Consider the following 11494-nt stretch of genomic DNA (forward strand, 5'->3'; position numbering starts at 1 on the left):
CCGGGGGCCGGCGGTCGACGGAAGGACGCTTTCGTGCCCAGGACCAGGCTCAGCCAGCGGCGCGGTCGCCGCGCACTGTTCGCTCTCGTCGCCGCCGTCGCGCTGGTGCTCGCCGGCGGCGCGGTGCCGGCGTACGCGGAGCCCGGCGAGGGTGGCAGCAAGAAGCTGCGGGACGCGCTGGAGCTGACCGCCAAGGGCCACATCGAGGCGAAGGCCAAGCTGGACAACTCCGAGCGCCGGCAGACGGCGCTCACCGGCGAGCTGAAGAGCGTCGAGAGCCGGCTGGTCGAGCTCACCGCCCAGGTCGGCGAGGTGGCCGCACAGTCGTACCGCGCCGGTCGGCTCACCCCGGTGTCGATGCTGCTCAACAGCGCCAACCCCGAGACGTTCCTGCAACGGGCGGCCGACCTGGACCTGATGGCCCAGCGCGACGGCAGGCGGGTCCGCACCCTCACCGAGGCCCGGCAGCAGGCGCAGCAGGCCAAGGTCGCCATCGACGCGGAGGTCCGCGAGCAGCAGAAGCAGCTCGCCGTGATGGCGAAGAAGAAGAAGGAGGCCGAGGCGGCGCTCGCCGAGGTCAGCTCGGGCAGCAGCAACGGTTTCAGCGGTGGCAGCTCCGCCTCGGCGAAGCCGGCGCCCCGCAACCCGGACGGGTCGTGGCCGTCGGAGTCCTGCTCCGTGAACGACCCGACCACCTCCGGCTGCATCACCCCGCGCACCCTCAACGCGCTCAAGCAGACCCAGGCGGCCGGCTACAAGCGGCACGTCTCCTGCCACCGCAGCGGCGGCGGCGGCGAGCACCCGAAGGGCCGGGCCTGCGACTTCGCGGCGGCCACCAACGGCTTCGAGGACCGCTCGGCGACCGGCGGCGACAAGGCGTACGGTGACAGCCTGGCCGCCTGGCACGTGCGCAACGCCAACCGGTTGGGTGTGCTCTACGTGATCTGGTATCGGCAGATCTGGCACCCCGGCACCGGGTGGCGCGCGTACAGCGGCAGCGGCAGCCCGGCCGCAGACCACACGAACCATGTTCATCTCTCGATGTACTGACCCGCGGCACCAGCTTCGCTGCGTACCATCGCGACGATGAGCTCTCCACCGCCCGACGTAGCGACCCCGCCGGCCTCCTCGGCGCCGTTCGTGCCGGTCACCGGCCGGGCGTTGCCCAACGGCCTGGCCGCTTTCCTGGTGTTCTTCTCCAGCGGCGCCGTGCTGGTGCTGGAGACCGTCGCGCTGCGCCTGGTCGGCCCGTACGTCGGGGTGACCCTCCAGGTGACCAGCTCGGTGATCGGCATCGCGCTGGCCGCGATCGCGTACGGGGCGTGGTCCGGCGGCTGGCTGGCCGACCGGCGCGACCCGCGGGGCCTGCTGGCGCCGGCGCTGGTGCTGGCCGGCATCGCCACCGCGATCACCCTGCCCGTGGTCCGGTACGCCGGTGAGGTGCTGCGCGGCGGTGCCGCCAGCGCCATCCTGCTGCTGGTGGCGCTGGCCGTGTTCGTGCCGGCGGCGCTGCTGGCCGCGGTCACCCCGCTGGTCGTGAAGCTTCAGCTCGCCGACCTGCGCCGCACCGGCCAGGTGGTCGGTCGGCTGTCCGGGATCGGCACCCTGGGTGGCATCACCGCCACCCTGCTCACCGGCTTCGTGCTGGTCGCCGCGCTGCCCAGCACGGTGATCCTGCTGGCGCTGGCGGTGGCGCTCGGGCTGGCCGGCATCGGCCTCGGCTGGTACCTGCGCCGGCAGGCGCACACCGAGCTGCCCGGTCCGGCGCGGACCCGGGCCGCGCTGGCGGTGCTCGGCCTGGTCGGTGCGGGCCTGACCACCGTCGCACCGAACCCCTGCGACATCGAGACGGCGTACCACTGCGCCCGGGTGACGTCGGACCCGGACCGGCCCAGCGGGCGAACGCTGCTGCTCAACTCGGCCCAGCACTCGTACGTGGACCTGGCCGACCCGAAGCACCTGGAGTACGCGTACACCAAGTGGATCGGCGCCGTCGCGGACGTGGCCGCGCCCACCGGGCAGCGGCTGGACGCGCTGCACCTGGGTGGCGGCGGGTTCACCGTGCCGACCTACCTGACCGCCACCCGGCCGGGCACCGACAACGTGGTGTTCGAGATCGACGGTGGGCTGGTCGAGCTGGGCGAGCGGGAGCTGGGCGTACGCCCGGGGCCGGGGCTGCGGGCGGTGGTGGGCGACGCCCGGATGCTGGTCGCCGGGGAGCCGACGGACAGTCGCGACCTGGTGGTCGGTGACGCGTTCGGCCACCTGGTGGTGCCCTGGCATCTGTCCACCAGGGAGATGGCCGCCGAGGTCCGACGGGTGACCCGCCCCGGTGGGGTGTACGTGCAGAACGTCATCGACTACCCGCCGCTGCGGTTCATCCGCGCCGAGCTGGCCACGGTGGCCGCCGAGTTCACGCACGTCGCGTTGATCGCCCCGCCGGAGGCGCTCGCCGAGGAGCAGGGCGCCAACTTCCTCATCGTGGCCTCCGACGCGCCGCTGCCGCTGGCCGCCATCCGTGCCCGGCTGGACGAGGTCGACCGACGGGTCAGTCTGCTCTCCGGCGCGGAGCTCACGGACTTCGTCGGCGACGCGCTGGTACTGACCGACGACTTCGCCCCGGTGGACCAGCTGCTGGCCACCGCCTGATCGGGTGACATTCCTGACCGATTCCGATACCACAGGTGTAGCCCGCCCCTGTGTGGGCAACAACGGCCACCATGGGCGGTGGGGACCGGAAGAGCGCACAACTGCTCGATGAGCGATATCGGCTCATCGAGCAGCTCGGTGCCGGCGGCATGTCGGTGGTGTGGCGGGGCTACGACGAGGTGCTGGGCCGTCAGGTCGCGGTGAAGGTGCTCGCGTCCCGGCTGGCCACCGACCGGGCCTTCCGGCACCGGATCCGCATCGAGGCGCAGGCCGCCGCGCGGCTCTGCCACCCGAACATCACCAACGTGTACGACTACGGCGAGTCCCAGCGGGCCGGCCTGACCGTGCCGTACGTGGTGATGGAGCTGGTCGACGGAGGTTCTCTCGCTGCCAGGCTGGCCCGGGAGGGGCAACTGCCGTGGCGGGAGGCGGTGACCATCGGCGCGGAGGTCAGCTCGGCGCTGGCCACCGCGCACGCCCGGGGCGTGGTGCACCGCGACGTCACCCCGGGCAACGTGATGCTCACGTCGACCGGGGTCAAGGTGGTCGACTTCGGTATCTCCGCGTTGGTGGGGGAGAGCGAGAAGGGGCCGGACGGGACGCTGCTGGGCACGCCCGCGTACCTCGCCCCGGAGCGGCTGGACAACGGCCAGGTCTCCCCGGCCACCGACGTGTACGCCGTCGGGCTGCTGCTCTACCGGATGCTCACCGGCCGGCTGCCGTGGCAGGCCAGTACGACCACGCAGATGCTGCGCGCGCACATGTACAACGACCCCGACCCGATGCCGGAGGTGCGGGGGCTGCCCGACGAGGTGACCGACCTGGTGCGGCGCTGCCTGGCCAAGCAGCCCGGGCAACGGCCGGCCACGGCCGAGCTGGCCCGGACCCTCGCCGACGCGGCCGGAATGCTGGCGGCGGTGCCGGTCTCGCCGGCCGGAGGGCCGGTGGACCCGGCCGTGCTGGCCAACGCGGGCACGACGATCCTGCCCTGGTCGGCGGAGACCGACGCGCTGCCGCTCTCGCGTACCCGCAACAGGTCCCGACAGGCGAACCGACGCAGGCGGGTGGAGGCCGGGGTGGCCGCCGCCGGGCTGCTGGCGGTCACCGCGGCGATGTGGGGGTTCACCTCGCGGACCCCCGCCTCCGGCGAAGGCCGGCCGACGACCGAGGCCCGGATGGGCCTGCCGACGGCGGCGCCCTGCGAGGTGGCGTACGCGCTGCGCGCGGACTCCGGCACCGCCTTCGCCGCCGAGCTGACCCTGACCAACACCGGTGACCGCGAGCTGCGTGACTGGGCGATGAGCTTCACCTTCCCCGGCCAGCAGACGGTGACGAAGGCGGAACCGACCCCGGTGCACCAGCAGGGGCGCACGGTGCTGGTCCGGCCGGCCGCCCAGCGCACCACCCTGGCGCCCGGCGCGGCCGAGAAGCTGACCCTGACCGGGAAGTACAGCGGGGCGAACCCGCTGCCGGTCGAGTTCCGGCTCGGCGACGCGACCTGCGGGGTACGCGTCTCCGGGGTGGCCGGAAGCACGCCGTCCACCGCCCCGCCGACCAAGGCGGCCACGACGAAGGCCCCGCCCAAGGCGGCGACTGCCCGTGGTGGTTCCGGTGGTTCCGGCCCGACGAAGGCCAAGCCCGAGAAGCCTGGCAAGGGCAAGGGGCCGGGTGGTGGTCCGGGAAAAGGGGGAAAGTGAAGAGTGAGGGGAGGGGACACGGAGGCGGGAAGAAGTGAGACGGGGTCAGCCGAGCCCCGCGAACCGCTGCACCTGGTCGATCCCACCCTCCACGACCAGCACTCCACCCTGGGGCAGTTTCGTGTTGTCCGACGCGTACCGGAAGCGCTCGCCCGGCAGCTTGGCGCCGATCACCCGGACGCCGAAACGGTCGTCCGGGCGCAGGTCGAGCACGGTGCGCCCGACCAGGGACGCCGGCACGCGGACGGTGGCGATCGCGAAGTCGTCGTCCAACTCGATGAAGTCGAGCAGCCGGCTGACGATCAGGTGCGCCACCCGATCGCCCGTCTCCGCCTCCGGGAAGATCACGTGATGCGCGCCCACCGACGAGAGAATCTTGGCGTGCTTCTGTGAGGTCGCCCGGGCCCAGATCTGCGGCAGGCCCAGCTCGGTGAGCGCCAGCACGGTGAGCACGCTCGCCTCCACCGAGGCGCCGATGGCCACCACCGCCCGCCCGAAGCTGGCGACGCCGAGCTGCCGCAGCGCCCCCTCCTCGGTCGAGTCGGCCTGAACCACCCGGTCGAGCTGGGCCGACCAGCGCTGCACCTGATCCGGGTTGCGGTCGATGGCCAGCACCTCGCGGTCCATCCGGCTCAGTGACCCGGCCAGGTGACACCCGAACCGGCCCAGCCCGATCACCACGACGCCACCGCCGTCCGCCCGTCTAGCCGACACCTCGACCCCCCTCGTGCCAGGGCCTGTGTCAAAGCCCCTGGCCGACCTGCGCCGGGCCCAGACGACGACCGGCCGCGTTGGAGATTCTTCCGCATACGACACCGGTATCCGGAGGAATCTCCGCCGTGCCGGACCGCCGCCTGGACTCCGCCGGGACTGCGCCTCGGCTCGACCGAGGACTTCGACACAGGCCCTAGCCGACAATGGGTTGTTCCTGGGGGTAGCGGTAGAGCCGCCGTCGGGTGTTCAGCGCGATCGCCGACCCGAGGGTGAGCGGCCCGACCCGGCCGATGAACATCAGCACCGCCAGGGTCAGTTGGCCGCTGGCCGGCAGCGTGCCGGCGAGCCCGATGGTCAGCCCGGTGGTGCTGAACGCGGACGTGACCTCGAACAGGGCCGCCACGAAACGGACGCCCTCGGTGAGCAGCAGCAGGATCATCGTCCCGGCCGTGACCAGCGCGACGCTGAGCAGCGCCACGGTGATGGCCTGCCGCTGACTGGCGGTGGCCACCCGACGGTGCCCGACCGTCACGTCAGGCTCGCCGCGCAGCTCCGCCCAGATGGTGAACGCCAGCAGGAAGAACGTGGAGACCTTGATCCCACCGGCCGTGCTGGCGCTGCCGCCGCCGATGAACATGAGCACGATCAGCAGCGGGTAGCTCTCCTCCTGCAGGGTGGTGATGTCCAGGACGCTGAAGCCGCCGGTACGACTCAGCGCGATCTGGGTGAACGACGCGAGAACCTTGCCTGCGACGTCGTACGACCCGATGGTGCCGTCGTTGGTCCACTCCGCGGCGAGCAGGCCGGCGGAGCCGAGCAGCAGCAGCGCGACGCTGCCCCAGATGGTCAACTGGGTGGCGACCACCCAGCGCGCCGGCCGACGCCACTCGCGGACCGCCTCGAACAGGGCGGGAAACCCGAGCCCGCCGACGATGGCGCCGAACGCCAACGGCAGCGACACCCACGGGTCGCGGGCGAACGCCAGCAGGCCTTCGGAGTAGAGCGCGAAGCCACCGTTGTTGAACGCCTGGACCGCGTGGAAGAGGCCCGACCAGAGGGCTCGCCCGGGTGGATAGTCGTAGACCAGCCAGAGGCGGCCGGCGACCAGCGTGGTCATCACCGCCTCGCAGGCGAAGACGGTGACCGCGATCCGGCGCAGCAGCCGGGCGACGTCACCGATGCCGAACTCCGCGGTCTCGGCCTGCACCAACAGCCGGTTGCGCAGCCCGAGCTGGCGGGAGACCGCCAGGATGACCAGCGCCGCGACGGTGAGGATGCCGAGGCCGCCGAGCTGGGTGAGCAGGGTTATCACCACCAGTCCCCCGCCGGACCAGTAGTTGGGTGTGTCGGTGACCGCCATGCCGGTGACCGACACGGCCGAGGTGGCGGTGAAGAGTGCCGTGACCAGGGGCGGACGCTGGTGGTCGACGGTCGCCCAGCGCGCCGTCAGCAGCACGGTCCCGAGCAGGATCGGCACCAGGAACCCGAACGGCACCAGCCGAACAGGGTTCCGGAAAAACCAGCGCACCAGACAATCTTCCTTTTCCGCGCCGTGGCGGGAGCGGGAACGCCCATTCCGGAGATTCATCTGCTGGCCAGTCGTCGACCAACTCCCGGTCAGACCGGGGCGGTCTGCTGAACCGGTTCCCTCAACGACAGGAGACGGCGTTGCGACGTTCCCTCTCGACCCTCGGCGTGGCCAGCGCGCTGCTCGCCGCGGCCGTGGCCGTACCGACCATGGCCGCCGCCGACCCGGCGACCAAGGCGGGCCACGCCCGGGCGAACGACCGGCCGATCGTGATCGGTCACCGCGGCGCCAGCGGCTACCGGCCGGAGCACACCCTGGAGGCGTACCGCCTGGCGATCCGGATGGGCGCCGACTACATCGAGCCGGACCTGGTGTCCACGTCCGACGGTGTTCTGGTCGCCCGGCACGAGAACGAGATCTCGGGTACCACCGACGTGGCGGCCCACCCGGAGTTCGCGGCGCGCAAGGCGACGAAGACCATCGACGGCGTCGCGGTGACCGGCTGGTTCACCGAGGACTTCACCCTGACCGAACTGAAGACGCTGCGGGCCAAGGAGCGGCTGCCGCAGGTCCGCGTCGCGAACACCGCGTTCGACGGCCGCTTCGAGGTGCCCACCCTCCAGGAGGTCATCGACCTGGCCCGGACCGAAGGGCGGGCACGGGGCCGCGCCATCGGCATCTACCCGGAGACCAAGCACCCGAGCTACTTCGCCTCGATCGGCCTCGCCTTGGAGGAGCCGCTGGTCCGGGTGCTCCGGCAGAACAAGCTGAGCCACCGCGACGCGCCGGTCTTCATCCAGTCGTTCGAGACGGCCAACCTGCGCAAGCTCAACCGCATGATCGACGTCAACCTGGCCCAGTTGCTCGACGCCACCGGTCGCCCGTACGACTTCACCGTCGCCGGCGACACCCGCACCTACCAGGACCTGGCCAAGCCGGCCGGGCTGAAGTGGATCGCCGCGTACGCCGACGGCATCGGGGCGAACAAGAACCTGATCGTGCCGCGGGACGCCTCGGGCGCCCTGCTCGCCCCGACCAGCGTGGTGCGCGACGCGCACCGGGAGGGGCTGCTCGTGCACTCCTGGACGTTCCGCGCGGAGAACCAGTTCCTGCCGGTGGACTTCCGCATCGGTACCGACCCGAACGCGCGCGGCGACATCACGGCCGAGTACGAACTCTTCCTCGGCCTGGGCCTGGACGGCGTGTTCACCGACCACCCCGACACCGCCGTCGCCGCCCGCGCCGGCCTCGCCGAGAGCTGACCCGCCCTGACCGGGCTCCGACCCGGTCCTGACCTGCCCTGACCGGGCTCCGACCCGGTCCTGACCCGGCCCGGAGCTGATCCGCTCCGGGCCGACCGCCGGGCCGACCCGCGCCTCGGCCCGCAGGCTGGCCCGTCGTCCGTCACCCGGACGACGGGCCAGCGGCACGTCGGGGAGCGGCGACGTCGAAGATCGTGCTCGATCCACATGGAGTGGTCTCGCTGCTTGTCCGAGGCCACCAGGCCCAGATCGGGCACGATCTTGAAGGGTGGCGGTGTCGTGCAGGCATCGGATGTGTTCTTGAGGCAGCAACTTCACCGATGTTGCTGCCTTGGGGCGGGTTGAGGCAGCAACATCAGGGAAGCTGTGGTGATCTTCGCCCGCTGGGCGTCGGGGACGCGGCAGGATGGGCCGGCGACGGGCTCACGTCGAAGCGGCAGTTAGCCGACCGACACGCCGCGCAACCCTTCCCATGCGTACGGTTGTTCGACAGTATTGGCGCGTCGAGTGGAAGGAGGGCGCATGGCGGACAAAAGCGCCATCGAGTGGACGGAAGCAACCTGGAACCCCACCACAGGTTGTGACCGCATCTCGTCAGGCTGCGACAACTGCTATGCAATGACTCTCGCCAAGCGCTTGAAGGCCATGGGCTCGGCCAAGTATCAGACCGACGGCGACGCTCGCACCTCCGGGCCGGGATTCGGGATCGCGCTCCACCCCGACGCGCTTGATATCCCGCGACGCTGGCGTGATCCTCGAACAGTCTTCGTCAACTCGATGTCGGACCTGTTCCACGCAAGGGTTCCTCTCGCCTACGTGCAGCAAGTCTTTGCCGTGATGCGCGACACGCCGCGCCACACCTTCCAGGTGCTTACGAAGCGCGCGTCTCGGCTTGCCAAGGTTGCGCCTCACCTTGACTGGCCGCCGAACGTTTGGATGGGCGTGAGTGTCGAAGACGACAGCCAGCGAACTCGGATCGATTTCCTTCGGCAGGTGCCGGCGGCGGTTCGCTTCATCTCTGCTGAGCCGCTGCTTGGTCCCCTGCCTGACTTGGATCTTGTTGGCGTGGACTGGCTGATCGCGGGTGGCGAGTCGGGCCAGGGCTGTCGCCCGATGGATGGGTCCTGGGTCACCGACCTTCGCGACCAGTGCGATCAGGCAGGGACCGCCTTCTTTTTCAAACAGTGGGGTGGTCGCACGCCCAAGGCCGGAGGACGCCTGCTCGACGGTCGCACATGGGATGAGATGCCAACGCCTCGCCTTCCCGCCGCCGCCTAATGGCAGCCGGTCGGTGTTCCGTCGAGAGTCCGCTGCTCAGCGCTGCCGAATGGGCTCCTTCCAGAAGTCCCCAACGCCGGTGTGGTCAATCAGCCCCTGCCGGTGCAACGACTTGACTGCGTGCCGCGCATGACGTGTCCACGCCTGGCCGAGTACCCCTCGATAAACCTCAGGCACCCTCTCCGCGAGCTGGACCGGGCTCGATTCCCCAAGCAGCCGCACGATGTTCTGCTCAACAACTTGGGCCACGCGCGGTAGGCTGGCACTCACATACGCATGCCGATCGAACGCAAGTGACCCGAATAGAGTGTCCTGACTCATTTGGCTGTTGTATCGGGCTTCCTCCAGGTCGACGCCCGCCTGCCCCAGCGCATCGGCGAAGTGCCAAGCGCCTTCGGTGTGCCTCGTGAACAGCATCAGGACATACTTCGGCGCGAGTTCCGGACGCGGACGGACCGGCATCGTAATTGCGCTGTAGCTCGTCCCCGTAGTCAGCCGTTTCTCGTACTCCGCGCCGACTCTGAGGGCGACGTCGGTCGCCGTTTCCTCATCTCCCTCACCGTTGATTCGAGCGAAGTGGTCCTGCCACCAGTCATCGCCAAGAAACCTCGTGAGGTGTTCGGCCGTCTTTTGCTCAGCAGGAGGCAGTCGACCACCTCGGGAGCGCGCTACTTGAACCGCTCGTCCCATCCTGGCGATGGCAGAGACGCTGAAGTGAAGGAGCACCTCCGTCGGAGGGGCTGACGGTCGGCCGAGGAGCCCTGAGCGCACCAAGCTGAAGTCAAGCGCGAGGCCAAACGGATCAAGGAAGGCAAAGAGCGACGCTTGACGAGCAACCGAGAGGACCTCAGGCAGATGATCTGCCACGTCGCCTTGCCGCAGAATGCGCCTCGTTGAGCCCCCACGCTGCTGCAGAACCCGCTCCAGATTCGCGAAGTGAGAAGGATCTTTCTCTACGAGGAAGAGCAACACGCTCCGAAAGCCCTTGACCGTGTCGGCACACCGGGACAGCAGTAGCGGCGAGCCTTCCTCCCCTTCCTCCTCGTACTCGCCTCGTCCGGCGTAGCCATCGAGGAAGACGACCGGTTTGCCCTGTCCGGTCTTGGACGCGAAGACGACCGGGTATCGCTTGAGGATGCCGTGCTTGAGTACTGCTGCGGCCTTACGGGACCGGAAGAAGTCGTCGTTGGCCGACACCGCGCCTCCTTGCTCACATCACCAGTGGTGATGCGAAGGTAGCGGAGAGTGCGGCTAGTTTCTGTCCTGCTTTTCGCGCGCAGCCGTTCGCCCGAGGTCGTCATGCCGCTCGCCAGCGATAACGGCAAGCGAGCGGCAGTTCAGGTAAAGGGCCGTGTCCTCGATCTGACACTTAGGCGAGTCAGTCGCGCAGTTGCTTGGCCACGTAGGTGCCGCGGCCGGGCTGGCCGGTGATCAGTTCGCGGTCATGCAGTAGTGAGAGTGCCCGTGAGGCCGTGTTCATGTGTACGGCGTAGGTCTCGGCGAGTTCCCGAGTGGATGGCAGCTTGTCGCCTGGCTTCAACTCACCGCTTTTGATCTTCGCGGCGATCTCGTTGGCGATGCGACGATACGGGGCTTCCGCTGTGGGCATGGTGAGGACTCCGGTCGGTTCGGCGTCTTCGATCATGCCGGCCTACACCAGTTACTGCAACAAGTTGTGGTGCCGCCGTATCGAAGGGTCGACCTACACAAGTATTTGGTGTAGGTTGCTGATGTCCGGCTCCGGTTGGTTCGGCAAACCCTCGGAGTGCGGGCCTGAGGTGGGCTCCGCGTTCGTACCGCCGCCGACGAGGGCTGCGGGCGTGGGGCCGGGCGGCCTGGCGCGCGTCCCCTACCCGCACGCCGGGCCGCCCTCCAGAGCGGCGGATCGAGGATGCGCCGCCCGATCGACGAAGGAGGGCGGTGGTCATGGGCGACGGCCGGGAGCGGTTCGTGGTGCACCTGCCGGTGGTGGCCGCCGATCTGCCGGGCGCGTTGCGGTTCGCGCGAGCGATCACCCGGGCGCTGGGCTTCCTCGCCGACGTGGACCGGGCCGAGACGACGGTCTCCGAGGAGGACGCTCAGTGCGTACGTCATCGGGTCTTCTGTGACAACCTGCTCGACGGTCGCTGGCGTTGCCCGCGCCCGGCAGCCCACGACGGGCCGTGCGGTCGTCCGGTGGATGTCCGCCCGCTGCATGTCGGCGAGGTGGGGGTGTCCGGTGCCGACTGATGCCGCGATGTCGCCGATATCGAGTCGATCAACGGGCGGCAAGGCGAAGCGGGGCTGATGGCGCGCGGCGACACTCGGGTCGGGCGGTCCGTGGGGGTGCCGGCCATCGGGAGGGCTGGCCCTCGGGTGGTAGTGCG

The 11494-nt window shown here is 70.0% G+C and carries 10 protein-coding genes; 6 read left to right on the forward strand and 4 right to left on the reverse strand.

What is annotated here, in order from left to right; translation table 11 throughout:
• Window positions 1-33 precede the first annotated feature (33 nt).
• From AB0K07_RS19095 to AB0K07_RS19105, 3 genes are read left to right on the forward strand one after another with little or no spacing between them, the layout of a single operon-like run.
• On the forward strand, window positions 34-1050 hold the full coding sequence (locus tag AB0K07_RS19095; RefSeq protein ID WP_363756769.1) for a hypothetical protein: 1017 nt from the start codon (window positions 34-36) through the stop codon (window positions 1048-1050).
• Window positions 1051-1086: 36 nt separating this feature from the next.
• Window positions 1087-2649 carry a fused MFS/spermidine synthase gene (locus AB0K07_RS19100; RefSeq protein WP_363756770.1) on the forward strand — a complete coding sequence of 521 codons (1563 nt, stop codon included), beginning with the start codon at window positions 1087-1089 and terminating at the stop codon, window positions 2647-2649.
• Between the two features lie 50 nt (window positions 2650-2699).
• Window positions 2700-4346 carry a serine/threonine-protein kinase gene (locus AB0K07_RS19105; RefSeq protein WP_363756772.1) on the forward strand — a complete coding sequence of 549 codons (1647 nt, stop codon included), beginning with the start codon at window positions 2700-2702 and terminating at the stop codon, window positions 4344-4346.
• Window positions 4347-4391: 45 nt separating this feature from the next.
• On the opposite strand, the gene AB0K07_RS19110 is transcribed toward AB0K07_RS19105, so the two are convergent.
• Window positions 4392-5060 carry a TrkA family potassium uptake protein gene (locus tag AB0K07_RS19110; RefSeq protein WP_363756773.1) on the reverse strand — a complete coding sequence of 223 codons (669 nt, stop codon included), beginning with the start codon at window positions 5058-5060 and terminating at the stop codon, window positions 4392-4394.
• A gap of 193 nt (window positions 5061-5253) precedes the next feature.
• Window positions 5254-6588 carry a potassium transporter TrkG gene (locus AB0K07_RS19115; protein WP_363756774.1) on the reverse strand — a complete coding sequence of 445 codons (1335 nt, stop codon included), beginning with the start codon at window positions 6586-6588 and terminating at the stop codon, window positions 5254-5256.
• Between the two features lie 140 nt (window positions 6589-6728).
• Here AB0K07_RS19115 and AB0K07_RS19120 point away from each other — a divergent pair, with 140 nt between their 5' ends.
• Window positions 6729-7850: a glycerophosphodiester phosphodiesterase gene (locus tag AB0K07_RS19120; protein ID WP_363756775.1), complete on the forward strand. Its 1122-nt coding sequence runs from the start codon at window positions 6729-6731 to the stop codon at window positions 7848-7850.
• Between the two features lie 522 nt (window positions 7851-8372).
• Window positions 8373-9128, forward strand: a complete 756-nt coding sequence (locus tag AB0K07_RS19125; protein WP_363756776.1) for a phage Gp37/Gp68 family protein — start codon at window positions 8373-8375, stop codon at window positions 9126-9128.
• 36 nt (window positions 9129-9164) lie between these two features.
• On the opposite strand, the gene tcmP is transcribed toward AB0K07_RS19125, so the two are convergent.
• Both tcmP and AB0K07_RS19135 read right to left on the reverse strand, forming a co-directional pair.
• Complete coding sequence (gene tcmP / locus AB0K07_RS19130; protein ID WP_363756777.1) at window positions 9165-10325, reverse strand: three-Cys-motif partner protein TcmP; 1161 nt, start codon at window positions 10323-10325, stop codon at window positions 9165-9167.
• Window positions 10326-10506: 181 nt separating this feature from the next.
• The gene (locus AB0K07_RS19135; RefSeq protein WP_363757159.1) at window positions 10507-10737 is read right to left on the reverse strand and encodes a winged helix-turn-helix domain-containing protein; all 231 of its coding nucleotides are present in this window, start codon (window positions 10735-10737) and stop codon (window positions 10507-10509) included.
• 317 nt (window positions 10738-11054) lie between these two features.
• Here AB0K07_RS19135 and AB0K07_RS19140 point away from each other — a divergent pair, with 317 nt between their 5' ends.
• Window positions 11055-11357 (forward strand): hypothetical protein, encoded by a 303-nt coding sequence (locus AB0K07_RS19140; protein WP_363756778.1) that lies wholly within the window; start codon window positions 11055-11057, stop codon window positions 11355-11357.
• Window positions 11358-11494: the final 137 nt, after the last annotated feature.

The organism is Micromonospora sp. NPDC049301 (assembly GCF_040678715.1).
Classification (GTDB): domain Bacteria; phylum Actinomycetota; class Actinomycetes; order Mycobacteriales; family Micromonosporaceae; genus Micromonospora.